Origin of the sequence: Alcanivorax sp. S6407 (genome assembly GCF_023016115.1) — a bacterium.
In the GTDB taxonomy this organism is placed as follows: Bacteria; Pseudomonadota; Gammaproteobacteria; order Pseudomonadales; family Alcanivoracaceae; genus Alcanivorax.
This window is the reverse complement of sequence record NZ_JALKBH010000009.1, coordinates 1-26,328: the sequence shown is the minus strand read 5'-3', so window position 1 is coordinate 26,328 and position 26,328 is coordinate 1. Positions and strand designations below refer to the sequence as shown.

At 58.3% G+C, this 26,328-nt stretch carries 21 protein-coding genes; 14 read left to right on the top strand and 7 right to left on the bottom strand.

The window, feature by feature from the left end:
- Window positions 1-18: 18 nt before the first annotated feature.
- The gene (locus MWU49_RS15990; protein ID WP_281502359.1) at window positions 19-435 is read left to right on the top strand and encodes a type IV pilin protein; all 417 of its coding nucleotides are present in this window, start codon (window positions 19-21) and stop codon (window positions 433-435) included.
- 33 nt (window positions 436-468) lie between these two features.
- On the opposite strand, the gene MWU49_RS15985 is transcribed toward MWU49_RS15990, so the two are convergent.
- Complete coding sequence (locus tag MWU49_RS15985) at window positions 469-993, bottom strand: GspH/FimT family pseudopilin (RefSeq protein ID WP_246974246.1); 525 nt, start codon at window positions 991-993, stop codon at window positions 469-471.
- A gap of 91 nt (window positions 994-1,084) precedes the next feature.
- Between MWU49_RS15985 and MWU49_RS15980 the strand changes: the two genes are divergently transcribed.
- The gene (locus tag MWU49_RS15980; protein ID WP_246974243.1) at window positions 1,085-2,113 is read left to right on the top strand and encodes an FAD-dependent oxidoreductase; all 1,029 of its coding nucleotides are present in this window, start codon (window positions 1,085-1,087) and stop codon (window positions 2,111-2,113) included.
- Here the strand turns inward: MWU49_RS15980 and MWU49_RS15975 are convergent, their stop codons facing one another.
- Genes MWU49_RS15975 through MWU49_RS15965 form a run of 3 tightly spaced genes read right to left on the bottom strand, consistent with a single transcriptional unit; the run spans window position 2,114 to window position 5,300 of the window.
- Window positions 2,114-3,499: a sigma-54 dependent transcriptional regulator gene (locus MWU49_RS15975; RefSeq protein WP_246974241.1), complete on the bottom strand. Its 1,386-nt coding sequence runs from the start codon at window positions 3,497-3,499 to the stop codon at window positions 2,114-2,116.
- Between the two features lie 12 nt (window positions 3,500-3,511).
- Complete coding sequence (locus MWU49_RS15970; RefSeq protein ID WP_246974239.1) at window positions 3,512-5,065, bottom strand: HAMP domain-containing sensor histidine kinase; 1,554 nt, start codon at window positions 5,063-5,065, stop codon at window positions 3,512-3,514.
- Window positions 5,055-5,300: a PP0621 family protein gene (locus MWU49_RS15965; RefSeq protein WP_246974236.1), complete on the bottom strand. Its 246-nt coding sequence runs from the start codon at window positions 5,298-5,300 to the stop codon at window positions 5,055-5,057. The genes MWU49_RS15970 and MWU49_RS15965 overlap by 11 nt, the downstream gene beginning before the upstream one ends.
- Window positions 5,301-5,391: 91 nt before the next feature.
- Between MWU49_RS15965 and MWU49_RS15960 the strand changes: the two genes are divergently transcribed.
- Complete coding sequence (locus tag MWU49_RS15960; protein ID WP_246974411.1) at window positions 5,392-7,017, top strand: NAD+ synthase; 1,626 nt, start codon at window positions 5,392-5,394, stop codon at window positions 7,015-7,017.
- A 105-nt stretch (window positions 7,018-7,122) separates the two neighbouring features.
- On the opposite strand, the gene MWU49_RS15955 is transcribed toward MWU49_RS15960, so the two are convergent.
- Window positions 7,123-7,938 carry an outer membrane protein assembly factor BamD gene (locus MWU49_RS15955; protein WP_246974232.1) on the bottom strand — a complete coding sequence of 272 codons (816 nt, stop codon included), beginning with the start codon at window positions 7,936-7,938 and terminating at the stop codon, window positions 7,123-7,125.
- Window positions 7,939-8,008: 70 nt separating this feature from the next.
- Between MWU49_RS15955 and rluD the strand changes: the two genes are divergently transcribed.
- The 3 genes from rluD to clpB all read left to right on the top strand — a co-directional run bounded on the left by rluD (window position 8,009) and on the right by clpB (window position 12,630).
- Entirely contained in the window at window positions 8,009-8,980 is a 972-nt protein-coding gene (gene rluD, locus MWU49_RS15950) for a 23S rRNA pseudouridine(1911/1915/1917) synthase RluD (RefSeq protein ID WP_246974228.1), read from the top strand.
- Window positions 8,981-9,017: 37 nt separating this feature from the next.
- Complete coding sequence (gene pgeF / locus MWU49_RS15945) at window positions 9,018-9,776, top strand: peptidoglycan editing factor PgeF (protein WP_246974227.1); 759 nt, start codon at window positions 9,018-9,020, stop codon at window positions 9,774-9,776.
- Window positions 9,777-10,047: 271 nt separating this feature from the next.
- Window positions 10,048-12,630 (top strand): ATP-dependent chaperone ClpB, encoded by a 2,583-nt coding sequence (clpB, locus tag MWU49_RS15940; RefSeq protein ID WP_246974225.1) that lies wholly within the window; start codon window positions 10,048-10,050, stop codon window positions 12,628-12,630.
- 67 nt (window positions 12,631-12,697) lie between these two features.
- On the opposite strand, the gene MWU49_RS15935 is transcribed toward clpB, so the two are convergent.
- Window positions 12,698-13,192, bottom strand: a complete 495-nt coding sequence (locus MWU49_RS15935) for a DUF4124 domain-containing protein (protein ID WP_246974222.1) — start codon at window positions 13,190-13,192, stop codon at window positions 12,698-12,700.
- Window positions 13,193-13,643: 451 nt separating this feature from the next.
- Here MWU49_RS15935 and MWU49_RS15930 point away from each other — a divergent pair, with 451 nt between their 5' ends.
- The gene (locus MWU49_RS15930; protein ID WP_246974219.1) at window positions 13,644-15,365 is read left to right on the top strand and encodes an acetolactate synthase 3 large subunit; all 1,722 of its coding nucleotides are present in this window, start codon (window positions 13,644-13,646) and stop codon (window positions 15,363-15,365) included.
- Complete coding sequence (gene ilvN, locus MWU49_RS15925; RefSeq protein ID WP_246974218.1) at window positions 15,365-15,856, top strand: acetolactate synthase small subunit; 492 nt, start codon at window positions 15,365-15,367, stop codon at window positions 15,854-15,856. The genes MWU49_RS15930 and ilvN overlap by 1 nt, the downstream gene beginning before the upstream one ends.
- A 268-nt stretch (window positions 15,857-16,124) precedes the next feature.
- On the opposite strand, the gene ilvY is transcribed toward ilvN, so the two are convergent.
- Window positions 16,125-17,009, bottom strand: coding sequence for an HTH-type transcriptional activator IlvY (gene ilvY, locus MWU49_RS15920; protein WP_246974217.1), 885 nt, complete (start codon window positions 17,007-17,009; stop codon window positions 16,125-16,127).
- Window positions 17,010-17,162: 153 nt separating this feature from the next.
- Here ilvY and ilvC point away from each other — a divergent pair, with 153 nt between their 5' ends.
- The 6 genes from ilvC (at window position 17,163) to MWU49_RS15890 (ending at window position 26,000) form a co-directional block, all read left to right on the top strand.
- Entirely contained in the window at window positions 17,163-18,179 is a 1,017-nt protein-coding gene (gene ilvC / locus MWU49_RS15915) for a ketol-acid reductoisomerase (protein ID WP_246974409.1), read from the top strand.
- A gap of 103 nt (window positions 18,180-18,282) precedes the next feature.
- Window positions 18,283-19,065 carry a CDP-diacylglycerol--serine O-phosphatidyltransferase gene (gene pssA, locus MWU49_RS15910; RefSeq protein ID WP_246974216.1) on the top strand — a complete coding sequence of 261 codons (783 nt, stop codon included), beginning with the start codon at window positions 18,283-18,285 and terminating at the stop codon, window positions 19,063-19,065.
- A gap of 409 nt (window positions 19,066-19,474) precedes the next feature.
- Entirely contained in the window at window positions 19,475-20,023 is a 549-nt protein-coding gene (locus MWU49_RS15905) for a PilX N-terminal domain-containing pilus assembly protein (protein ID WP_246974215.1), read from the top strand.
- Window positions 20,024-20,037: 14 nt separating this feature from the next.
- The gene (locus tag MWU49_RS15900; protein WP_246974214.1) at window positions 20,038-24,291 is read left to right on the top strand and encodes a PilC/PilY family type IV pilus protein; all 4,254 of its coding nucleotides are present in this window, start codon (window positions 20,038-20,040) and stop codon (window positions 24,289-24,291) included.
- Between the two features lie 129 nt (window positions 24,292-24,420).
- Entirely contained in the window at window positions 24,421-25,416 is a 996-nt protein-coding gene (gene msrP, locus MWU49_RS15895; RefSeq protein WP_246974213.1) for a protein-methionine-sulfoxide reductase catalytic subunit MsrP, read from the top strand.
- Window positions 25,416-26,000 carry a protein-methionine-sulfoxide reductase heme-binding subunit MsrQ gene (locus tag MWU49_RS15890; protein WP_246974210.1) on the top strand — a complete coding sequence of 195 codons (585 nt, stop codon included), beginning with the start codon at window positions 25,416-25,418 and terminating at the stop codon, window positions 25,998-26,000. The genes msrP and MWU49_RS15890 overlap by 1 nt, the downstream gene beginning before the upstream one ends.
- Window positions 26,001-26,328 lie beyond the last annotated feature (328 nt).

Genomic DNA, 26,328 nt, shown 5'->3' with positions numbered 1-26,328 from the left:
CCTTTTACGGGGGTTGATATGTCTCAGACCGAAAGAGGGTTTACCCTCATTGAATTGTTGATTGCAGTGATGATCATCGGGATTCTTGCTGCCGTGGCGTTTCCATCCTACACGCGCTATGTGCAATCAGCGACAGAGTCTCAGGTGCAGGGTGAGTTGATGGATCTAGCAGCAGCCCAGGAGAGGTGGCGGGCGCAAAACTTCGAATATACCGCTTCGTTAGCGGACTTGAGAACGCCGCTCGCCAGTAACAAGAATTATTCTGTTTCCCTGACGCTGGCTAATAACAACCAGACCTATGTCGCCGAAGTGACACCTAATTCAGGCACGCCAGTTGCCGGGGAAGCTTCTTTCAAAATTGATCAGGATGGCACCACTTGCTATGGCAAGGGCGGTTGCACTCTTGGTAGTGGACCGTCCTGGAGCAAGAAATAACCATGCTCTGACATCTGCCATAATTCTGCCTTGCTAACCTCCAGAGTTGTTGGCAGGGCAGCTGCCTTCCGGCACATCCTTCTCAATCCTCGGTCTACCAGCCCAGTTCATCACCACACGTCTTCCATGCCCTTTCAGGCAGACGTAGAAGCTGCCATTCTGGTAGTAGCCCTTGCCGCTGGCCTGATAGCGGAACCAGGGTTTCCCCCGAAAGCTTTTCCATTGCCACTGAATTTGTTTTGCGTTGCCGGTTTCCGCGACAATGGTCTCGCCGCTATCCCGCTTAAGGTTCTTGTTGCTGTCGTGAAAGGCCTGCAGGCCCGGTCCCGGGGCGTCCCCTTCACAGCCGCTGTTCTTGATGCAGATCACGATGTCGCCTCGCACCAGGCTGCTGCTGCGCGCCTGAAGCAGCACTGCCAGTGTATCATTGGCCGCGGCGGCGAGGCGCTGGCTAGTGACCATGCGTTGCATGGGGGGCAGGGAAATGCTTAATAAGGTTCCCATAATGACCAGTGCGATCAGGGCTTCCAGCAGGGTAGTGCCGGCCTGTAATTTCATCTTTTCTGCCTGTTGGCTATCGACAAGTCAGCATAGGCAGCGCTGGCCGGGGACGGCGTAAGTGATTATCGCAAGACAATGTAGGGCAGTTATGACAGAGCATGTAGCCGATGTAGCAGTGATTGGAGCGGGAGCCATAGGTTTGCTGTCCGCACTGGAGCTGTTGCGCCGGGGGCGGCAGGTGACCGTATTTCATGATGAACCGGCCCGCAATCCTGCCTCCTGGGCGGGGGGCGGCATTCTGTCTCCGCTGTTTCCCTGGCGGTATTCTGATGCCCTGACTCGGCTGACCCGGCATGCCATGCATGACTATCAGGCACTGGCCGCTGAACTGAATGTGGATTTCGGGGTGTTGCCTCAGGGGCTGTTGACGGTGACCGAGGAGAGTGAAGAGGTGCTGGACTGGTGTCGCCGCCACGACATGCAGGTTGAGCAGCATCCGGATGGCTGGTTCTTTCCTGCTTTGGGCTCGGTGCGAAACCCCAGGCTGTTGGCGCGTTTACGGGAATACCTGCAGGCCCAAGGTGTTCGCTTTGTGGCTGAAAGGGTCGAGCGTGTTGGTGATGCAAGTGAAGGCTTGCGCCTCGACATTGAGGCAGGAAATGACGCGTCGTGCTTTGATCAGGTTGTTGTTGCAACGGGGGCGTGGTCGTCGCAACTGCTCGCTCCCTGGGGATGTGACTTGCCGGTGTCTGCGGTAAAGGGGCAGATGTTGTTGTGGGATCTGGGTAAACACTGCCCTGATACGGTGTGGCTGAGTGATGCCGGTTATTTTATTCCGCGCGGTGACGGACTATGCCTGTTTGGCTCAACCCTGGAAGCGGATTTTGACTGTTCACTGCCTACCCGACAGGGCTATGAGCAACTTTGTGAAAGGGCCAGAGCATTGAGGCCCGAGATTTCAGGGCTAACTCCGCTGGCGATCTGGGCGGGGTTACGGCCGGGAAATATCCGCGATGTGCCTTTTATCTTTCCAGTCGATGAGTCACGCCGGTTATGGGTGAACACCGGCCACTTCCGTAATGGCCTGGTTGCCGCTCCGGCCAGCGCGCGTTTGATGGTGCAGTGGATGTGTGGTGAGGCGTTGGAGTTTGATCCGGCGCCCTATGGGGCGCCTTGATCATTCACCGTCGTCGTCTTCCCGGTCCAGCTCCAGTTTTTTCAGCCGGTAACGTAATGAGCGGAAAGTCATGCCAAGCTTCTTGGCGGCGGCTGTCCGGTTCCAGTGAGTGGCCTCCAGGGCTTTGAGGATTTCCTGTCGCTCAATATCCTGCAGAAAATCTTCCAGCGGCTGTGTGCTGTCTCGCTCGGGCACGCTGCCCGTACTGACGCCTTCTGAGCTTGTTGACCCGGGTTGAGACTGTCCTTGAAGATGCAGGTTTTCCGTTTCGATCACGGCGCCTTCGCACAGGGTCATGGCCCTTTCCAGGGTGTTTTCCAGCTCCCGGACATTGCCGGGAAAGGGGTAATCACGTATGGCCGCCATGGCCTGATCGCTGACGCGGGGTGCGCTGGTGTCCCAGGCCTGACTCAGGCGTTTGAGGATATGATCCACCAGGGCAGGAATATCTTCCTTGCGTTCGCGCAGCGGTGGCACGTGGGCCTCGATGACGTTCAGGCGGTAGAATAAATCCTGGCGAAAGCGCCCTTCGTTCATCTCTCTGGCCAGATCCTTGTGAGTGGCACAAAGAATACGCAGGTTGACCTGGAATTCCCGGGCCTCACCCACCGGGCGGACACTTTTTTCCTGAATGGCGCGCAGCAGTTTGACCTGCATGTGTAGTGGCAGATCCGCCACTTCATCCAGAAACAGGGTGCCGCCATCCGCCTCGCGGAACAGACCTTTGCGGTCTTCCACCGCGCCGGTGAAGGCGCCTTTGCGATGCCCGAAGAATTCACTTTCCATCAACTCTGAAGGAATCGCGCCGCAGTTTACGGCTACGAATGGCTTGTCACGACGAGGGCCGAGAGTGTGGATCAGTCGCGCAATGCGCTCCTTGCCGCTGCCGGATTCGCCACTGATATAGATGGGTGCCTGGCTGCGCGACAGTTTCTTGACCTGGCTCTTGAGAGCCTGCATGGCAGGCGCTTCACCGATCAGATTGTTTTCTTCTTCCTGGTGTTCTTCCACATGGCTAATGCCCAGGCCGTCCTCGATCAGCTGGCGCAGGCGATCCAGTGCAACGGGTTTGGAAATGAAATCATAGGCGCCCAGCTTCATGGCATCCGTCGCGGTTTCCATGTTGCCGTAGGCGGTAATGACGGCGGTGGGCATGTCCGGGCGGTGTTGTGAAATGTGCTGCAGCAGCTCCAGACCGGTGCCATCGCCGAGATTCATGTCGGTGAGGCAAAGGTCGAAGTGTCCATTATTCAGTTTATCCTTGGCGGCCCCCAGGGATTCCGCAGCGGTGGCCTTGAGCTTCATGCGCCCAAGGGTAATGACCAGCAGCTCGCGAAGATCGGCTTCGTCATCCACAACCAGTACGTGGGGGGTGTCTGCACTCATAGTCGAACTCTGTTATTGAAATTGTCGGTGCGGGTGGGCAAAGGTTATCACAAAGCTGGCGCCTGTCCCGGTGTCTTCCAGGTCCAGGCTGGCCTGGTTGGCCTGGCATAGCTCACGGCACAGATACAGCCCCAGGCCATTGCCATCCGAGGCGGTGGTGTAGAACGGCTCGAACAGGTGGCGGGCGGCTTCTTCGCTGATGCCGGTGCCGTTGTCGCGAATCCGTAACCAGGGCAGGCCGGTGCGGTCATGGGTGCCGCAGCTGAGGGTGACACGGGTGCCATCACCACCATGTTTCAGGGCGTTGGAGATCAGGTTATCCAGCACCTGTCTCAGCTGGTTGGTATCAAAGCGTACTTCCACCTCATTGCCACAGCTCAGTTCTACGGGAGCCCCGTCGCTTTTCAGATTCCAGTCATCGTGAATGGATTGCAGCACCGGAGCCAGCACGAAACGCTCGGCATTACCCTTGCCGCGCCGGGACAGGTCAAGCACATCGTGGATGATGCCGTTTACCCGTGTGACATGGTTGCGGATGATGGACAGCAGGTGCTGGTCTTCCTCGCTGGGCTCACCGTCCAGCAACAGATCCGTGGCATGGTTGATGGCGCTGAGCGGGTTGCGGATTTCGTGGGCCAGGGTGGCGGACAACCGCCCCAGCGAGGACAGGTTGAGTTGCTGAGCTTCCTGGGCCACCCGGGAGGTGTCTTCCAGAAACAGCAGGGTCAGGTGCTCGTGGCCGGTGTCGAGACTGGCAAAGCGCGGACTCAGCACCGGGCTTTGTTCGGACACCCGCAGGGTGGCCAGTGGCAGCATGGGGTTGTCCTGCCAACGCTCAAACCGGCTGATCAGGCCTTGCGGAAGCTGCTTGCCGAGCATGGGCGAGTCGAACAGATTGTTGGCGGAATGGTTGGACATCAGGATGCGTTGCTGTTCATCGAACACCATCACTCCGGTACGCATACGCTGGACAATCTGCTGGTTCAGGGCTTCCAGTCGCTCGATGGCGACCCGCTGTCGACGGGCAATCTGTTCGCTCTGTTCCAGCTTTTGGGCGACTTGTTGAATGATCAGCGACACCATGAAGAAGGCGATGCCCAGTAATCCGGATTCCGTTAGCAGGAAAGGGGAATCAAACTGTTCCTGAATGGAAAAATAGAATTGCTCGAACATGGCCGACAGGGTGGCCAGGGCGGCGATCAGAAACCCCAGCCGTCCCCGCAACAGAATGTTGCCCGCGGCCACGGTGACCAGTAACAATACTGCGAGCCCCCCTTCCAGGCCGCCCTGGGCATGCACCACCAGAGTCAGCATGATCAGGTCGGTGATCAGGGCGGTGGGCTGGGCCCAGCCCGGAAACGCCCGTTGGTGCCGGCGGAAATCCAGTGTGGTAGAAGCCAGAATCAGGCCGAGATAGGCAAACAGCGTGGCCTGGAAAAGATCAGGGGAGTGTTTGCCTATCAGTGGGTTGTCGGGGGCAAAATGCAGAAACAGCAGCGCGCAGGCAATGGCAATGCGGTAGACATTATAGATGCGGGCTGGCGTCCAGCCCTGGTTACTGATCATGGTGCTCCAGATAGAGGCGTTGATGCTCCATGCTGCAGAAATGCTGGCCGTTGTGGCTGAACGCTTCGTGATCCGGTACATGCACCCCACACTGGGCGCATTTGCGCATCAGTTGCTGTTGCTGGCCGGTTGTCGGAGGATTATTGGCTTGTCGGGGCGAAGCTAGCAGGTTCTTGACCACTCGCCAGACAATATAAATCAGTGCTGCAATGACCAGCAGTCGTATCAGCCCCATCCTTTTCTCCTTGTTTTGTGCATCCTGATGCATTCATGGATCGCGGACTAAAGAGTACAATCAGCGCTCATTTCATGAAAGGCCGGTGAAGATGCGAATTATCATGGCCCAGCAGAACGCGCTGGTGGGCGACATTGAAGGCAACGCACAAAAGGTGATTCAGGCTGCCGATGAGGCCCGCCGTCTGCTAGGTGCTGACCTGGTGGTCTTTCCGGAATTGATGCTCACCGGCTACCCCCCTGAAGATCTGTTGTTGCGCCCCAGTCTCAACAGCCGGGTGGATGACGCGCTGGCCACCATTGCCGAAGCGATTACCCTGCCGGTGGTGCTGGGCTACCCGGCGGTTCGAAACGGACTACGCCGCAACGCCGCGGGGGTCATCTTCCCCGGTGAAGCCCGGCCTCGTCATGAGTATTTCAAGCAGTGTCTGCCCAACTACCGGGTGTTCGACGAGAAGCGCTATTTTCAGGCTGGCGATCAGTCCTGTACCTTCGAGCTGGACGGCTGGACCTTTGGCCTGAGCATTTGCGAGGACATCTGGCACAGCGAGCCGACTCGCCAGCTTCAGGAAGCCGGCGCCCAGATCGTCCTGAGTCTGAATGCCTCGCCGTTCCGGGCCAACAAGGTGGCCGAGCGGCTGGAGCAGGTACAGGCGCGCAGTCGCGAAACCGGCATGTCCATCCTCTACTGCAATCTGGTGGGCGGGCAGGATGAACTGGTGTTTGATGGCGCCTCCTTCGCGTGTGATTCCCGTGGCGAAAAATGTATTCAGGGAGCCAGCTTCAACGAGGCCCTGGTGCCGGTAGATCTTCAGTGTCAGGGAGGCAGTTGTGACCCGGTGGGCGAAGTGCTGCCAGTGCCCGAGTTGGAGCAGAGCCTTTATCAGGCGCTGGTACTCGCCACCCGGGATTATGTGAACAAGAACGGCTTCAAGGGGGCCTTGCTGGGGCTGTCCGGCGGGATCGATTCTGCCCTGACCCTGGCCGTAGCGGTGGACGCGCTGGGGCCTGATCGAGTGGAAGCGGTCATGATGCCGTTCCGCTATACCTCGGCCATGAGCCTCGAGGATGCGGAAAAGCAGGCCCGTACCTTGCGGGTGAAATATCATGTCATGCCCATCGAGCCTGCCTTTAACGGTTTTATGGGCATTCTGGATGAAGCCTTTGCCGGGTTGCCAAAAGATACGACTGAAGAAAATCTTCAGGCGCGCTGCCGTGGAGTGATTCTCATGGCGCTCTCCAACAAGAGCGGCTCGGTGGTGCTGACCACCGGCAACAAGAGTGAGATGGCGGTAGGCTATGCGACCCTCTACGGGGATATGGCCGGCGGCTTCTCCGTGCTCAAGGATGTGTTCAAGACCATGGTGTTCCGGTTGTGCAGATGGCGCAATCAGCAGGCGGGCAGTGAAATCATTCCGGAACGGGTGATTACCCGCCCGCCCTCTGCGGAGCTGGCACCGGATCAGGTGGATACCGATTCCCTGCCGGATTACGACGAACTGGATGCCATTCTGCAGCGCTACGTGGAGCAGGACATGAGTGCCGAGGCGGTGATTCGCGATGGCTTCGATCGGGACAATGTTTATCGTGTGGTGAAACTCACCGACCGTAACGAGTACAAACGCCGTCAGGCCGCCGTAGGCCCCCGCGTTAGTCGCCGCGCCTTCGGTAAAGACCGTCGCTACCCGATCACCAACGGCTGGCGGCCAGGGGATTGATTGAACGCTGGATGCCAGAGGCCGGATGCCTGACGAAGTAAAATAAAAAAGCCCGCGAAAGCGGGCTTTTTAGCGTCTGGCATCAGGCGTCCAGCGTCAGGCGCTCTACAGCAGGTCGAATGTCAGCAGGCTGAGGATGCCGTTGTCCTCATCCGGCCACCATGCCAGGTCGACCTGTTGTTCCTTGTCCAGATATTGGCTTTCCGGGTAGTTCAGGGCCAGGATCGCGCGGCTTTTCTCGGCCAGTTCCGGGTATTCCAGGCGCTCGTAGCTTTTCACCATGATCGCCAGCGCTTCTTCCACGGCAGGTGTTTGCTGGTAGTGTTTGACCACATACTGGGCGCGATTCACCGAGGCGACGATGGCGCCACGGCGGGCATAGTAGCGCGCCACATGCAGCTCCTGGCGGGCCAGCTGGTTGCGAATGTGTACCATGCGTGCGCGGGCATCCGGGGCGTATTCACTGTCCGGGTAGCGGGTCACCAGACGCTCGAAGTCCCGGAAGGCGTCCTTGGCGGCATCCATGTCCCGGGCGGAGCGGTCAGAGCTGACCATGTTGTCGAACAGCCCTTTTTCCATGTTGAAGTTGGCCAGGCCACGCATATAGAGGGCATAGTCAGTACGAGGATGGGCAGGGTAATTGCGCATGAACCGCTGGGCCGCGACCACGGTGGCCGGGTAATCCACCGACATGTAGTAGGCGTAGATCAGATCAAGGCCAGACTGCTCCGCGAAATCGCCGTAAGGAAAGCGGACCTCAAGCTCCTTGAGCTCATCAATGGCCGTAAGGTAGTTCCTGGAGTCAATTGACTCCCGGGCTTCCCGATACTGGGCCGCTTCGGTAAGTTCCGGGGCATCCTTGTTGCTGGCGCAGCCAGCAAACAGCATCAGGGCCAGTAGTGGCCAGAAAAAGCGTGGCATTCTTTCCTCGTCGGACGGGTTACAATAGCGGGTTCATTAAGTCGTGCGACATTTAAACACAGGTTGGGTTATGGGACATCTTGGTGGCGAGAAAATTCAACGTACCGAGCAGGTACAGCCGGAACAGGCCGGGCAGCGCGTGGATCAGGCTGCCGCTGAGCTGTTTGACGGATTTTCCCGATCCCGTCTGCAGAGCTGGATCAAGGACGGTGTGCTGACCGTCAACGGCAAGAAGGCCAAACCCAAGGACAAGCTCACCGGCAACGAATCCCTCAGTCTTGAAGTGGTGATCGAGCCGGAGATTGAAGATCAGGCCCAGGCTATTGCGCTGGATGTAGTTTATGAAGATGACGACCTGATTGTCATCAACAAGCCCACCGGCCTGGTGGTCCATCCGGCGGCCGGTCATGCGGACGGCACGCTCCTGAACGGCTTGTTGCATCATGATGAGCGGCTTAACAGCCTGCCCCGGGCGGGCATCGTACACCGGTTGGACCGGGACACCACCGGTCTGATGGTGGTAGCCCGCTCTCTTGAGGCGCATACCAGTCTGGTTGCCCAGCTACAGGACAAGAGCCTGTTTCGCCAGTACGAAGCTATCGCGGTGGGCGTCATGACCGGTGGAGGCAAGGTGGATGCACCGATTGGTCGCCATCCCGTGGATCGCAAAAAGCAGGCGGTGCTGAAGGAAGGCGGTAAGGAAGCGGTCACTCACTATCGTGTCATGGACCGCTATCGCGCCCACACCCGCATTCAGGTGAAACTGGAAACCGGCCGTACCCACCAGATCCGCGTACACATGGCTTACCGTAACTATCCGTTAGTGGGTGACCCGCTCTATGGCGGTCGACTCAAGTTCCCGGCTGGAGCGACCGAGGAGCTCCGACAGGCCCTGCGACGCTTCCCCCGCCAGGCTCTGCACGCCCGCAAACTGGGCTTGATTCACCCGGCCAGTGGAGAATATTGTGAATTCGAAGCGCCGTTGCCCGACGACATGCAGGACCTGATCAAGGTGCTGGAAGACGACGCGGCCACCGAGTGATACCCACCGTGCCCGAGGCACCTTGAAGGCGGCTCCCATGACGTTACCTGATCGCTCAGACTGGCTCTGGCCTGACTGGCATCCTCACCCGGCCGTAAGGGTGGCAGTGACCACCCGTGCCGGCAGTCATTCCCCGAAACCCTGGGATGGTTTCAATCTGGGGCTGAACTGTGGCGACCAACCGGCTCGGGTGGAGCAGGCGCGTCATCATGTGGAAAAGCTGCTGCAGGCCGATCATCCTGCCGCCTGGTTGTGGCAAGTGCATGGCAAGCGGGTGATTCGCGCCGATGATGCGGATAATGAAGCCGATGGTGTCTGGACCGATCAGCAGCGCTGGCCCTGTGTGGTGCTGACTGCCGATTGTCTTCCGGTACTGCTGGCCAGGCAGGATGGTTCCGCGGTCGCGGCGGTCCATGCCGGTTGGCGGGGGCTTCAGGCGGGGATTATTGCCGAGGGAGTGAACAGGATTGCCCCCAACGGCGAACCCGTCAGCGCCTGGCTGGGGCCGGCGATCTGTGGCAAATGCTATCAGGTTGGTGATGAAGTCTATCGCGCCTTCGTGGATACGAATCCTGCCTTCAAAACCGCTTTCAGCCAGGATGCCACACCCCACCACTGGCGCTTCTCCGTGGCTCACGCCGCCATGACCGAACTGGCCAGCCTCGGCGTCGACGATGTACAGGGCGGCGAGCTGTGCACCGCCTGTGACCTGGAACGCTTCTATTCCTACCGCAAGGAAGGCGAGACGGGGCGGTTTGCGTCGTTGATCTGGCTGGATGAGAGCAGTGAACAGTGAATAGTTAACAGTGAACAGCTCGCGATCGGAGTCGGTCTGTTTTGAGGATCTGGAGGCCGCGTCCATGGTTTGGGCGCGGCCTTCTGCGTTTAATGACCTGATAATTGATCTCGCGCAATTGTTAACTGTTCACTATTAACTATTAATTGCCCTTGAGTTTGGCCCAATCGGACCCATCTTAGGTCCAGTTGATTGATTTCCGGTGATCAGCGGTCGCTTGCCGTCAGGGAGTGTCCGGCTGGATCAACCCCGGACAAAGGAGAGCCAAGAGATGCGAATGGACAAACTGACCGCGCGTTTGCAGGAAGCCCTTTCTGACGCGCAATCCCTGGCTGTAGGGCAGGGCAACAGCACCATTGAACCGGTCCACCTGATGCTGGCGCTGATGCAGCAGCAGGGCGGCGTGGCCCGGCCGTTGATCGAGAAAACCGGCGCCAATCCTGCCGATGTGATTACCGCCCTGAACATGGCTGTGGACAAGCTGCCCACGGTAAGCAATTTCAATGGCGATGTGACCATGGGGCAGGGCACGGGGCGTCTGCTCAATCTTGCCGACCGTGAAGCGCAGCAGAATGGCGACCAGTATCTGTCGTCGGAAGTGGTGCTGCTGGCCGCCTGTGATGACAGCGGTGAGTTGGGCAAGATTCTCAAGAATGCCGGTGTTACCAAAAAGGTGCTGGCGGAAAAAATTGCCGAGGTGCGAGGAGGCGAAGCGGTGACCGATCCCAATGCGGAAGACAAGCGCGAGGCGCTGGACAAGTACACCGTCAACCTCACCGAGCGGGCTGAATCCGGCAAGCTGGATCCGGTGATTGGCCGTGACGATGAAATTCGCCGCACCATTCAGGTGTTGCAGCGTCGGACCAAGAACAATCCAGTGCTGATCGGTGAGCCCGGTGTGGGCAAGACTGCCATCGTGGAGGGTCTTGCCCAGCGTATCGTCAACGGTGAAGTCCCTGAGGGTCTCAAGGACAAGCAGGTGCTGTCACTGGATATGGCGGCGCTGATCGCCGGCGCCAAATACCGCGGTGAATTCGAGGAGCGCCTCAAGGCCGTTCTTAATGAGCTGGCCAAGCAGGAAGGCCGCATCATCCTGTTTATCGACGAGTTGCATACCATGGTGGGCGCCGGTAAAGGCGACGGCGCCATGGATGCCGGCAACATGCTCAAGCCGGCGCTGGCCCGCGGTGAGCTGCATTGTGTGGGTGCCACCACGCTGGATGAATATCGCCAGTACATCGAAAAGGATGCCGCGCTGGAACGCCGCTTCCAGAAAGTGCTGGTGGATGAGCCTTCCGTGGAGGATACCATCGCCATCCTGCGTGGCCTGAAAGAGCGTTACGAAGTGCATCATGGTGTGGACATCACCGATAGCGCCATTGTGGAAGCGGCCCGTCTGAGTCATCGCTACATCACCGATCGCCAGCTGCCGGATAAAGCCATCGACCTGATCGATGAGGCGGGTAGCCGTATCCGTATGGAAATCGATTCCATGCCGGAAGAAATGGACCGTCTTGATCGACGTCTGATTCAGTTGAAGATGGAGCGCGAAGCGCTGCGCAAGGAAGAGGATGAAGCCAGCCGCAAGCGCCTCGACAAGCTGGAAGAAGATATCAGCGAGCTGGAAAAAGAATACGCCGATCTGGATGAAATCTGGCAGGCGGAAAAAGCCGCTTTGCAGGGCGCTGCCGAGTACAAGGCCGAGCTGGAACAGGCGCGTGTGGAAATGGAACAGGCTCGTCGCGCTGGTGACCTGAACAAGATGTCTGAACTGCAGTATGGCCTGATTCCCGAGTTGGAAAAGAAGGTCCAGCAAGCGCAGGATCAGGAAGAGCAGGCCCAGGCGGAAACCCAGTTGCTGCGTAACAAGGTGACCGAGGAAGAAATTGCCGAAGTGGTCTCCAAGTGGACCGGCATTCCGGTTTCGAAAATGCTGGAAGGCGAAAAGGAAAAACTGCTGCGCATGGAAGAGGCGTTGCACCAGCGGGTTGTCGGTCAGAATGAGGCAGTAGAGGCGGTGGCCAATGCGGTGCGCCGTTCCCGTGCCGGGCTGTCTGATCCAGATCGCCCCAACGGCAGCTTCCTGTTCCTCGGCCCCACCGGGGTGGGCAAGACCGAGCTGTGCAAGGCGCTGGCCAATTTCCTGTTCGACACCGAAGAGGCCATGGTGCGCATCGACATGTCGGAGTTCATGGAGAAGCACTCCGTGGCCCGGTTGGTGGGTGCACCTCCCGGCTATGTGGGGTACGAGGAAGGCGGCTATCTGACCGAAGCCGTGCGCCGCAAGCCCTATTCGGTGGTGCTGCTGGACGAGGTGGAAAAGGCGCACCCGGATGTGTTCAACATCCTGCTGCAGGTGCTTGATGATGGCCGCCTCACCGATGGACAGGGACGCACTGTGGATTTCCGCAACACAGTGGTGGTGATGACGTCCAACCTGGGGTCGGATCTGATCCAGACGCTGGCTGGCGAGGGTGACTACGAGGCCATGAAGTCCGCCGTGATGGAGGTCGTGGGCAACCACTTCCGTCCGGAATTCATCAACCGTGTGGATGAGACGGTGGTGTTCCATCCGCTGGAGAAAGATCAGCTCAAGGGCATTGCGTCCATCCAGCTGGATTACCTTCGCAAGCGTCTGGCTGAGCGGGATATTCGTCTGGATATCAGCGATGCGGCGCTGGGCAAACTGGTGGATGCGGGCTTCGATCCGGTCTACGGTGCTCGTCCCCTGAAGCGGGCGATTCAGCAGCAGCTGGAGAATCCGCTGGCTCAGGCTCTCCTCAAGGGCGAGTTTGGTCAGGGCGATGTGATCAGCGTGGATCTGGATGGCGAGGCGTTCCGCTTCAGTAGCTGATCCTGCAACTGCCAAAAAAAGGCCGCTCAATGAGCGGCTTTTTTTAGGTTTTTTTAGTCGTCACAGATTATTGCTGCTCGCACTGTTCCAGCGCCTTGCGAGATTCTTCGATCAGCGCCTCTCGCTGCTCTGGTTCAAGCACTTCCAGTTCGCCGGTTTGCGGGTTTTCCCGCCGAACCACTGGTTTGTTCTGCAGGATTTCCAGGTTTTCACGGTGGCCCTCACAGCGCTCTTCGCTGACGGCACGGGGATTCTCCGCCAGTTTTTTTGCTTCCGCGGCAGCCTTTGCTGCAGCCTCCTGCTCTTTGGCTCGGCGTTCGGCGTCGGCCTGGCGACGAGTATTCAGCGCGTCAATGGCGTCCCCCTGACTGGAACTGGCATTGGTGCGGGTGTTGACTTCGCTGGCATCCTGGTCGTGCGGAGCCTGGGCGCCGTAGTGGGTAACTCCGTTTTCATCCACCCACTTGTAGAATTTCTCGGCCAGGGCGGTGCTGCTGGTAGCAAGCAGGGCAATACTCAGGAACAGGCTGATTCGGCTCATGGTGTCAGTCTTCTTATTCACGAATGTCCATAGTCAGACTTTAGCATGACGTGAGAGGGGGTTTTCCTGCAAGTCAAAGCCGACAAAGGGCTTTGATTCGGTGCACATTTCTGACAGAATTGACGCTTTCCGGAGATCGGGACCCGCATTCGCTTACCGGCGATTGTGTGGCCGGGACCCGGGGCATCGTTACCGCGATGTCCGGTCAGCAGTATCACTGCACTCTCGTCCCGCTGTGGGAGCCTCCGGAGGTCTCTGTATGATGAGCGGGAGGACTCTCATTCTTCTTCCCGATCGATCTTCAGTACCTCCAGATTGCGTCTCTTAGCCTGCGTCTCGTCGGCCACCTCCGACAGGACTTCAGAACGCCCAAATACGGTGTTCTCTCTGCAGGTCTCCAGCAAAAGCAAAGTCGTCCTGCTGCGCGTGATCGTGCCGCGGGGGTTATGCATTCTGATTTGAGGTAACAACTGTGGAAATGTTATCCGGCGCGGAAATGGTGGTCCGTGCGTTGCAAGACGAGGGGGTGGAGTACATCTTCGGGTATCCCGGTGGATCCGTACTGCACATCTATGATGCGCTGTTCCAGCAGGAAAGCGTTAACCATATCCTGGTGCGTCATGAGCAGGCCGCGACCCACGCGGCTGACGGCTATGCCCGTGCCACCGGCAAGCCCGGCGTGGTCATGGTGACCTCCGGCCCGGGTGCCACCAACGCCATTACTGGCCTGGCTACCGCCTTCATGGACTCCATTCCCATGGTGGTGCTGTCCGGTCAGGTGCGTTCCGACTGGATCGGCGATGATGCCTTCCAGGAAACCGACATGATCGGCGTGTCCCGTCCGGTGGTGAAGCACAGCTTCATGGTCCGTGACGCCAAGGACATCCCGGAAATCATGAAAAAGGCGTTCTACATTGCCACCACTGGCCGTCCCGGCCCGGTACTGGTTGATATTCCCAAGGACCAGACCGCGCCGAACGTGAAGAACCCCTACGAATATCCGAAGAAAGTGAAGATGCGCTCCTACGCGCCGGTCAGCCGTGGCCATTCCGGCCAGATCCGCAAGGCGGTGGAAGAGCTGATGAAGGCCAAGCGCCCGGTGATTTATGCCGGCGGTGGCGTGGTGCAGGGCGAGGGCAGCGAGCTGCTGACCCAGCTGGCCCATCGACTTAATTTCCCGGTGACCAACACCCTGATGGGCCTGGGCGGTTTCCCGGGTACGGATCCTCAGAACGTGGGTATGCTGGGCATGCATGGCACCTATGAAGCCAACATGACCATGCACAACTCTGACGTCATTCTTGCGGTGGGTGCGCGCCTTGACGATCGCGTGACCAACAACGTCAAGAAGTTCTGTCCGGGTGCCAAGATCATCCACATCGATATCGACCCGGCGACCATCTCCAAAAACGTGATGGCGCATATTCCCATTGTGGGTCCGGTACAGCAGGTGCTGGAAGAGATGCTGGCGGCACTGGATGAGTACGATGGTGAGCCGGACAAAAAGGCGCTGGAGCGCTGGTGGGAAGAAATCGCTGGCTGGCGCAAGGTTCACGGGATGCGTTTCGAGACCAACGAAGACGGCCCGATGAAGCCCCAGCAGGTAGTTCAGGCGTTGTACAAGGCCACCAAGGGTGATGCCTATGTGACCTCTGATGTGGGTCAGCACCAGATGTTCGCTGCCCAGTACTATCAGTACGACAAGCCCCGTCGCTGGATCAATTCCGGTGGTCTCGGCACCATGGGCTTCGGCCTTCCGGCTGCCATGGGTGTGCAGTTCGCGTTCCCGGATGCCACTGTGGCTTGCGTCACCGGTGAAGGTTCCATCCAGATGAACATTCAGGAGCTGTCCACCTGTCTGCAGTACGGTCTGCCGGTGAAGATCATCAATATCAACAACCAGGCCCTGGGCATGGTGCGTCAGTGGCAGGACATGCAGTACGGTGGCCGCCACAGCCAGTCCTACATGGAGTCCCTGCCTGATTTTGTGGCGCTGGCCGAGGCCTATGGTCACGTGGGCATGAAGGTCACCAAGTTTGAAGACCTGGAAGGTGCCATGAACGAAGCCTTTGCCCTGAAGGATCGTCTGGTATTCATGGATATCTATGTGGATCCCACCGAGCACGTGTACCCGATGCAGATTGCAGACGGTTCCATGCGCGATATGTGGCTGAGCAAGACGGAGCGGACCTGATGCGTCGAATTATTTCTATTCTCATGGAAAACGAGCCGGGCGCACTGAGCCGGGTCATCGGTCTGTTCTCCCAGCGTGGCTACAACATCGACTCTCTGTCGGTGGCGCCCACCGAGGACAACACCCTGTCCCGTCTGACGCTGACCACCTACGGTGATGATCTCAAGATCGAGCAGATTACCAAGCACCTCAACAAGCTGATCGAAGTCGTGAAGCTGGTGGATCTCACCGAAGGGGCGCACATTGAGCGTGAGCTGATGCTCATCAAGGTGAAAGCCACTGGTGCCCAGCGTGCCGAGGTGAAGCGCAGTGTGGATATCTTCCGCGGCCAGATCGTTGACGTGACCAGCACCGTGTACACCATCCAGCTCACCGGTGCTTCCGACAAACTGGACGCCTTTATCGGCGCCATCGGTGAAGCGCAGGTGCTGGAAGTGGTGCGCTCCGGCGTCTCCGGCATTTCCCGCGGTGAGAAGGTGTTGAGTTTGTAGTACGCTCGACGCCTGAAGCTTGATGCCAAAAAGAAAAAGCCGCTTTCCGAGCGGCTTTTTTGTGGCCGTTGTGGGAGCTTGCCTGCAAGCGATCCGAGCCTTGGCGAGGTAGAGGAGCAGCGAGTTGCGAGAAGCGAGTTTCGAACGGCAAAAAGATGTTGTTCCTTCCTGGGGGGAGCGGTGTTTTGATCTTCGAAACTCGAAACTCGAAACTCGAAACTCGAAACTCGAAACTCGAAACTCGAAACTCGAAACTCGAAACCAGAGCCTACTCCGTCACTTGCGACCAGAACGCATTGATCAACGGTTCTTCAAGGCGCCGTTCCTGGGTAAAAAGCCCCACCTCATAGGGCGCCAGTGCAGGTTGTACATCCAGTGTCCGGATCCGTGCAGCCAGCGGACTGTTCTCCAGTACAATCTTCGGTACCACTCCGACCCCGAATCCCAGGCTCACCATGCTGACGATGGCCTCGTTACCGCTGACCTGAGCATAGATTTGTGGCTTTACACCCAGCTGGCGAAACCACCGGTCTACCCGCTCCCTTGCGAGGCCTTCTTCAGACAGGATCATGGGAACCTTTTCCCAGGCACCCTTCTCGGCAATGCCACCCAGTCGCTCGGCCAGCTGTGGCTGACTGGCGGGAGCAATGAACAGCAGGGGGGAGCGGGCGATGGGTCGAAAGGCAATGCTGGCGGGCAGGTGATCCGGGCGGGCGCCGATGGCTATGTCTTCCTCGCCCTGTTGCACGCGATGCACCGCTTGGGCGGGATCGCCGGTGTGCAGCTTCAATTCGATGCGCGGGTACTGGTGTCGGAAGCTGCTGAGGATGTCGTATAGAAAGCTGTAGCTGGCAGTCACCGAGCAGTAAAGACTCAGCTCCCCCTGCAGTACCCGGCGATCGTCCTGCAGGGCGTGGCGCAGATTGTCCCACCGGGTCAGGGTATCGCGAGCATATTCCTGAAAACGCTGCCCTTCCCGGGTCAGGGTGACACTGCGGTTATCCCGATAGAACAGCGGGGCGCCCAGTTCGTCCTCCAGCTGCTGCACCGTGCGGCTCAGGGTGGAGGGGCTGACGTGGCACATGGTGCTGGCGCGGCCGAAGTGCAGGGTGTCGGCCAGGGTCAGGAACAGGCGCAGGGGCTTGGTATCCATAAAATCGTCATGTTGCGTTAAGTGGAATGCAATGTTTCAAATATATCATTTTACGCAACACGGCGAATAGCCTAGAGTGGCTGGCCTGATTGAGACGCCGTAAGGCGGCTCGCCACCCAATTTCCGTTACCAGAACGAGTCAGAGCTATGAGCATGCAAGTGTATTACGACAAGGATTGTGATCTTTCCATCATCCAGGGCAAGAAAGTTGCCATCATCGGTTACGGCTCCCAGGGCCACGCCCACGCCTGCAACCTGAATGATTCTGGCGTTGATGTAACTGTTGGCCTGCGCCCGGGCTCTTCTTCCATCGCCAAGGCCGAAGCTCATGGTCTGAAAGTGAGCGACGTACCGTCTGCCGTTGCTGCTGCCGACGTGGTCATGATCCTGACCCCGGACGAGTTCCAGGCCCAGCTGTACAAGGCCGAAATTGAGCCGAACCTGAAGGAAGGCGCCACCCTGGCCTTCGCCCACGGTTTTGCCATCCACTACAACCAGATCGTTCCCCGTGGCGACCTGGACGTGATCATGGTAGCTCCCAAGGCGCCGGGTCACACCGTGCGCACCGAGTTCACCAAAGGCGGTGGTATCCCTGACCTGATCGCCATCTTCCAGGATGCTTCCGGCAACGCCAAGAACGTGGCTCTGTCCTACGCTTCCGGTGTGGGCGGTGGTCGTACCGGCATCATCGAAACTACCTTCAAGGACGAGACCGAAACTGATCTGTTCGGTGAGCAGGCCGTTCTGTGTGGTGGTGCGGTCGAGCTGGTGAAAGCCGGTTTCGAAACCCTGACCGAAGCCGGTTACGCGCCGGAAATGGCCTACTTCGAGTGTCTGCACGAGCTGAAGCTGATCGTTGACCTGATGTACGAAGGCGGCATCGCCAACATGAACTACTCCATCTCCAACAACGCAGAGTATGGTGAGTACGTGACTGGCCCGGAAGTGATCAACGACGAATCCCGTGCTGCCATGCGCAATGCCCTGAAGCGCATCCAGAGCGGTGAGTACGCCAAGATGTTCATCGCTGAAGGTGCACACAACTACCCGTCCATGACTGCTGCCCGTCGCAACAACGCTGCTCACCCCATCGAGCAAGTCGGTGAGAAGCTGCGTGGCATGATGCCGTGGATCAAGGCGAACCAGATCGTCGACAAGACCAAGAACTAAGCAAGAACCTTTTGTGACGTTCTCGAAAAACGCGGCCTCGGCCGCGTTTTTTGTTTACTGGGGCTGCGTTACACTAGCCTCACTATCAATGGGATGGACCACCATGCAGGATAACGACAAGACAACTACCAGTGAGCAGCCCGAGACCTTTGAGGTGGTAGAAGCCGAGCATCGCACCGGCGCCCGCCACAAGGGGGTCTACCTGCTGCCGAACCTGTTTACCACCGGTGCGCTGTTTGCCGGTTTCTACGCCATTGTTTCCGCCATGAATGGCATGTTTGAAAATGCCGCGCTGGGCATCATTGTGGCAGGCATTCTCGATGGCATGGATGGTGGCGTTGCCCGTCTGACCAACACCCAGAGCAAGTTTGGCGCGGAGTATGATTCCCTCTCTGACTGTGTTGCCTTCGGGGTAGCGCCGGGTCTGGTGGCTTACTCCTGGGCTCTCTCTGGCCTGGGCAAATTTGGCTGGGTGGCGGCCTTTATCTATGTGGCATGTGCGGCCCTGCGGCTGGCGCGCTTCAATGTGCAGGCAGAGTCCACCGACAAACGCTTCTTCATTGGCCTGCCCAGCCCCACTGGTGCAGGGCTGGTGGCGACCATGGTCTGGCTGGGTGCCAGCCGCGGGATTGAGGGGGCAGACGTGTCCTGGGTTGTGGCCCTGATGGTGGCCGGTGCCGGTCTGCTGATGGTCTCCTCGGTGAAGTATCACTCCTTCAAGGAATTCCATATTGGCCGGGTGCCTTTCAAGGTGCTGCTGGGCGTGATCATCGCCTTTGCCATCGTGTTCCTGGATCCGCCGCTGGTGTTGCTCAGTGTGGCCGTGATTTATGTGGTGGCGGGTCTTGTCATGAGTGTGTGGGGGTTGAGAAAGGCTTCACACTAACTCCACTGGCTTCTGTTTCTGCCGGTTTGTTCCTCTTCTCAGGGGCGCCTGTCATGCGAATGATTGGCGCCTTTTTGATACGGTTACATCTGTCCGTATCGTTTCTCGTTTGCATTTGCATGCCGTTTGAGCCAAAAGTGCCACATCACTCTCGGGGTGGTACTTTTTTGCCTATTCAATTCTTTACAGTGCTCGTTTTTTGTGCGACGTTCCGTCTGTCGGCCGATGAATTGTTTTCATTTTTTGGCCTTCTCTACAAAATTTCATTAGCAGCTTGGCTCCGTTTTGGAGCACTGCGCACAAAAACAATGATATCGGCGGAACAATCCGGATCGTCCATTTTTCATGGCTGATGTATGGGAGTCATCAGGATCGCGGTGTCTCTGCCTGGACCTGCAAAGGAGGGGATATGCGGGTATCTCGAGCATCCCAGCGCGGGGTGGCGTTGGTCGTGACGCTGCTGCTGCTGGTCGTTCTGGCATTGATGGGCGTGTCGGCAATGCGCATGTCCATGTTCAATGCGCGTATCGCCACTGGCGCACAGCTTTCCGCGATGACGTTCACCACCGCGGAATCCTCGCTGGCTTCTACCTATAACGAGGTGGTGGATACCAATTCCATCATGCTGTTGTCCCTGCTCGATGGCGAGACGGTCCGTCGTTGCCAGAAAGCGAACGATGCCCAGGCCAATGGTACCTGTGCAGAGGCAGACCGTTTCGATTCCCGTGGCCTGCTGCAGGCCCAGTCCCGTACCGACCAGCTTGGCGTTTCTCCGGATTTTTCCCTGCTTGAAGGGGCCCAGCTCAATGGTCAGCAGTTGCTGGTTCCGCATCGTATGGAAATTACTGCTGTGGGTGAGGCGCCGGACTTCCAGACCGCCAGTTATCACGTGCAGGAATTCAACGTAAAAGCCATGACAGATCCGGGCACGCTGATCGCCCAGACCAAGAATAACTAGAACAGGAGGGAGCCATGAAAGCGCTAAGGACAGGGTTTATTGCGGTGTGCTGCCTGCTGTCTGCACCCGATGTTTATGCCGATGATACCGAAATCTATCTTTCTCCATCCCTGTCGGGATCGGATGCCCAGATCATGGTGCTTATCGATACCTCCGGCTCCATGGTCTGGTGTGAAGATGAGGAATATAACGGCCGCTATGTAAAGGCCTGTGACGATGTGCCGAACCGTCGTATCAACCAGCTGAAAGAAGCGTTCACCAATGTGGTGGACAGTCTTGGTGGTGGCATCAGCATGGGCATTGGTCGTTATCGCCAGAGCGGGAGCGGCAATGGGCTGGGTACCGGCATCGGCGGTTATGTGATGCGTGAGGTGGAGCCCCTCAATAATCTGGTCAATACCGAAGTGCTGCATGCGGTGGAAGATGAGTACGGCGATATTGTCGAAGACGGTGCCGGTAATCTTGAGGCAAACGGCGATACCATCGTTTTTCCCAATGGCGGTGACTCCGCTGGCCAGGTCGGTCTGTTCTTTCCCGCTGTCGATGTGCCGCGCTATGCGGTGATCAAGGAGGCAGTGCTGGAAGTGGACCCCAGCGAGAATGCCTGGGGGCCAATGCAGCTGGAAGGAGCGTTTGACGTGGCTCCACTAAACAGCGCATTCACGGCGCTGGACACGGTGTCAGATCGAAGCTGGAGTACTGGCTATCCTTCCGGGGTGAATGATTTCTGGGATCGGCGCAGCAGCCGTGAGGCAGTGGACGTCACTGCGCTGGTGCAGGCGGCTACCTCTCGTGCGCAGTGGTGCGGTGGCCAAGGGTTGGCGTTGCGTTTTCGCAGTTTGCCGCCGCACAACAGTCGGGAAATCCACGCCTACGGCAGCCGCAATGGTAATGCGCCGCGGCTGAGAGTGACCTGGGGGCAGAATGAAAATCTGACCGTGGTGGGCGGCCCGGCAGATGGTCAGGCATACCGTGATCAGCTGTCCTGTAATCAGGGGATGGCTTATACCGTTGGCAACGGCAATAACGATGTCTGGGAGTCCACCAGTGGTCAGGTGACGCTGGATTCCAGCAATCTTCAGGTTGAGTCGTCCCGGGTGGCTGGCTTGCGCTTTCCCTCCATTCCTTTTGATCCTCGTTCGTCTCAGGCGCAACCGGATGTGATCGAGAAAGCAGTGCTGCGCTTCAGTGGTGCCAAGGGTGCGACCCAGCAAGTCCAGGAGCGGGTATGTCCATATCCGTGGTGGCCCAGCTATTGCCGAACGGAAACGGTGGAGCGTCCTGATTACGGCAATGTGACGTTGACGATCCGTGCGGAGGCGGGCTCGGGAGCCCAGTTTGCCGCCAGCAATAACAACGTCAGTAACCGTTCCACTGGCACGGCGGTGAGCTATTCCACGGAAGGGGCGGACGGCACCTTCAATGGCAATGATGTCATTCATGAAGTGGATGTGACCGATATTGTCTCCGATGCCTTGTCCAGTAGTAACTGGCAAGCCAATGGCAGCCTGGTGTTGACGGTGTCTGCCAACAAGAATGTCAGGATTGGTGCCGTGGAGTCGGGGCAGGCCAACGGGGCCAGCCTGATTATCACTGCTCTGAGCGCCAATCAGGCCAACTATGGCGAGCGGGTTCGCGATGAGCTGAAGCGTCTGGTGAATAATATTTCCCCCAATGGCGGTACGCCCTTGATGGAAGCCTACACCGAGATGGCCAAGTACATGATGGGGCAGAGCGCCGTGTTCGCCCGTGGCGAACCGGATGCCGTGGGGTTTGATCAAAATGGTGTTTATGACACGCCGTTGGATAGCAATGCCGGGCAGTGTAGCTCCAATCACATCATTCTCATGACCGACGGCGAGCCCACTTCGGACAGCGCTTACGGGCAAGTGACCAGTACCACAGGCCAAACTGGTAGCTGTGCATCCGGGCTCCAGGGCGGTTCCGCTGAGGCCAGTTTTGCCTGCATGAAACAACTGGCGGGCTGGCTTTATGATGGCACTCAAAACAGCCAGAAGAGCGCCGTGCAGACTCACACGGTTGGCTTCCACCTCGATGATTCGACGGCGGCACAGCTGGCAGAAGTGGCCGATGCCGGGCAGGGCTCGGCCCTGACCGCCGCCTCGGCTACCGAGTTGGAAAGTGCCCTGCGTCAGATCATCAACTCCATTTCGGATGTGAACAGTACCGTGGCAGCGCCGGGGGTGGCGGTGAATCAGCTGAACCGCATGCAGCATCTGGATCAGTTGTATTACGCCATTTTCGGTCCGGAGCTGGATTCCCGCTGGGAGGGGAACCTGAAGCGTTACCGGCTTTCTCTCGGTAATAATGCGCCCCAGCTAGTGGATCAGAACGGCAATCCTGCGGTGGATCCCAACACCGGTTTCTTCATGGAAAACTCGCAAAGCTTCTGGTCCCGGGAAGTGGATGGTCCTGAGGTAGAGATGGGTGGCGCGCGCAGCCTGCTGGGAGACGAGCCGAGACGCCTGTTTGTGGCCGGTGACAGCAATGGCGACGACATCGGTTCTGCGTCCGGCACCTCCGCCAGTTCCACAGCCATTTCCCGGATCAGTAATCCCGGTGACCTGGCCAAGACCGGTTACGGGCTGGATGCCAGCGCCAGCGATGAGCAGCGCGATCTTCTGTTTGGCAAGCTGATGACCTCCTGGGGCGATCCTTTGCACAGTGAGCCGCGGCTGGTCAACTATGGCTATCTTGGTGACATCGACAGTGCCCGCAATGATCCGGACAAGCAGGATAACGTGCTGTTTGTCAGTACCAATGACGGCATGTTGCACGCCCTCGATGCCAAATCCGGCAAGGAATACTTTACTTTCATGCCGGCAGAGCAGGCGGTCATGGCGGCCACCCGCTACAGTCAGCCGCCGCTGGATGCGGACAACGATCGTACTACCTATGGTCTGGATGGTTCCTGGACTGTCTGGCGCCAGCCGGACCCGGATAACCTGACCGATGTGGACAAGGTTTATCTGTATGGCGGCATGCGTCGCGGTGGCCGTAATTATTACGCTCTGGATGTGAGCAACAAGACCACTCCCCGGTGGTTGTGGCGCATCCGTGGCGGCACCGGCGACTTTGTCGAGCTGGGCCAGACCTGGTCCACGCCGACGCTGGGCCAGGTAATGCTGGATGACAAGGCTGTACCGGTATTGATCTTTGGCGGCGGTTACAGCCCGTTCGATCATGACGTTTCGGGCCAGTTCAGTGGTGGCGGAGATCTGATGGGCAACGCCATCTATGTGGTCAATGCCAATACGGGTGGCCTGATCTGGAAGGTGACATCCGGTGGCAGCAGCGGTGGGCTGGCGCGGGATTCCCACTCCGACATGAAGTGGAGTATTCCCGGCGGCATCTCCGCGGTGGATATCAACTTCGATGGCTTTACCGACTACCTGTATGCGGCGGACCTGGCCGGCCAGGTGTTCCGAGTGGACCTGGACAACCAGAATGGTGGCGCGTCGGATCTGGTTAAGCGTGTGGTGACCCTGGCCCAGCTGGGGGACGGTGCTGGCGGTGATGCCGGGCGACGTCGTTTCTATGAGCCGCCGGCAATTACCCTGGGTAATAAAAACGGCAACTGGTTGCTGCGTATTGCGCTGGGGTCTGGCTATCGGGCGCATCCGCTCGATACCCAGGCTGATGAGCACTTCTTCATGATCGAAGATACGTCAGCGTTGGCGGATGCGGCACCTGCGGATGTTATCGGTGAGGGGGATCTGCTGGATGTCACCTCCGATGCCAGCCCGGACGAAAGTCAGCTCGCCAACAAGTCGGGTTGGCTGATCGAGCTCAGGGGGGAGGGAGAGAAAGTGCTCTCCAGCCCGGCGATCATTCAGAACACGATCTACTTCACTACGTATTTGCCGGATACGGGCTCACTGCAGCAAACCTGTACGGTGCAGAGCAAGGCCCGTCTCTATGGTATTTCTGCTGTGGATGGCTCGCCCCAGGGGCTGGATGGCAATAACGACGGAACCATCCAGGACCGCTACACGGAAAATCCCCAGGAAGGGCTGCCTTCCACGCCGCAGGTATTGATCCTGCCGCCGCCTTCCGATGGCGACGGTGGTGATGGCGGCGGCGGCGGTGGCGGTGGCGGCAGCGCCTGTGGTGAAGGGGGCTCCCTGGTGGTGCTTTCCGGCACCAGTGTCCACGACGGCGGAGAACTGAAAGGCTGTCCGTTGCAGAAAACCCGTTGGTATGAGGTGGATCAGGCCAGTGGCAAGGCGGCCATAGACGGTCCCTGACTGCGGCCGGTGAAGTCAGAAGCGTTTCCTCTGAAACAATTCTGCCTGTCACGCATCAAAAAAGGGTGCCTTCACGAAGGCGCCCTTTTTTTCGTTTAGGCTGCAGTGAAGCTGAGACCGGGAGTTGCAATGATTATTCGCCATAAAGACCCTTCTGCCCCGAAAAGCCATGAAATAACTCCGGAGTCCGTTTATCTCAAGCGACGAGAGCTAATGATGCTGGGGGGGCTGGCGGGATTGTTCAGCGCCATGCCGGCCTGGGGCCGGGAGATCAAGGCGGTGGATGAGGAGGCTTCTCGCCCCCTGTGGCTAAAGGATCAGGTGGCACGTGCCATTGATGGCGCCCCGGACACCGATGAAACCCTGACCCCCTATGCGGATGTGACCGGCTACAACAATTTCTATGAGTTCGGTACCGGCAAGACCGATCCGGCGGAGAATGCCCACACCCTGAAGACTGACCCCTGGACGGTCACGGTGGCTGGCGAAGTCGAGAAGCCGGGGACGTACGCGCTGGAGGATCTGCTCAAGGGCCAGCAGCTGGAAGAGCGCATTTACCGGCTGCGCTGCGTGGAGGCCTGGTCCATGGTGATTCCCTGGGTTGGGGTGCCGCTGGCCAGCTTGCTGATAAAGCTGCAACCCACCAGCAAGGCCCGCTATGTGGCGTTTACCAGCCTGGCCGATCCCAAACAGATGTCAGGCGTGCGGTCTCCCTTTACCGGCATCGACTGGCCTTACCGGGAGGGCTTGCGGTTGGATGAGGCGATGCATCCGCTGACGCTGATGGCGGTTGGCCTGTATGGGCGCACCCTGCCAAACCAGAATGGCGCCCCGTTCCGGCTGGTGGTGCCCTGGAAGTATGGCTTCAAATCCATCAAGTCCATCGTGCGTATCGAGTTGACCGAGACCATGCCGGAAACCACCTGGAATATGCTGGCGCCGGATGAGTACGGCTTCTATGCCAATGTGAACCCGGCGGTAGACCACCCGCGATGGTCCCAGAGTCGTGAACGGCGTCTTCCCAATTCCTTTTTTGACCCCAACTGGGTGCCTACCCGCCCATTCAATGGTTATGACGAGGTGGCTTCCCTGTACAAGGGCATGGATCTTGGCAAGTTCTACTGATGAAGAGCAAGCACTGGACATGGGTTGGCTGGCCGCTGGGTGCACTGCCTCTGGCCTGGATAACGATGCAGGCGGCGGGAGGGCAGTTGGGGCCGGATCCGGCTGAAACTCTGGTGGAGTTGCTGGGTTGGTGGTCACTAGTGATGTTACTGGCCTGCCTGACCATGCGGCCGGCTGCACAGCTGCTGAAGGTGCCCGGGCTGGTGATCTGGCGCAGGACCTTCGGGTTGTGGGCGTTTGGCTATGTCTGCATGCATTTTCTTGCCTGGGCAACCTTGTTGCTGGGCTGGGATCCGTCGTTTCTCGGTGAGGAGCTGACAAAGCGACCCTATATCATTATTGGCATGCTGGCCTGGCTGGCATTATGGCCGCTGGCGCTGACCAGTACCCGTCAATCCCGGCGCCGATTGGGGAGGAAATGGGTGAAATTACATCGCCTGATCTTCCCGGCGGTGCTGCTGGGGGTGGTGCACCAGAGCTGGGTGCAGAAATCCGGATACGGGGAAACCCTGATCTTTGTCAGTGTTCTGCTCATTTTGCTCTTGTACCGGATTCTGCATGGGCGCAACATGATCAGGAAGTAGTCAAAAACAGGGTGTTTTGGCGCTTTTTTGCACTTCATGGCCAAATGATGACCGTTTGATAAAAAAGATGTGCAAAAGGTGTTGACGCTCCTCGGGAAATCTCTAGAATGCGCACTCCTCGACGGGGCAACAACGCAAAGCGCGGCGCCGGACGAGGCGCTCTTTAACAATCAGGCAAGCAAACGTGTGGGACCTGTTCGGGATGGGATCTTTAAAAGATTTCAGTTCTGAACGAGTCAACAAAGTTTTTGTTAATTCAGATGACGAACTGAGCATGTATTAAGTGCTCCTTCTTCGGAAGGCCACTTTAAACGCTTTTCTTAACTGA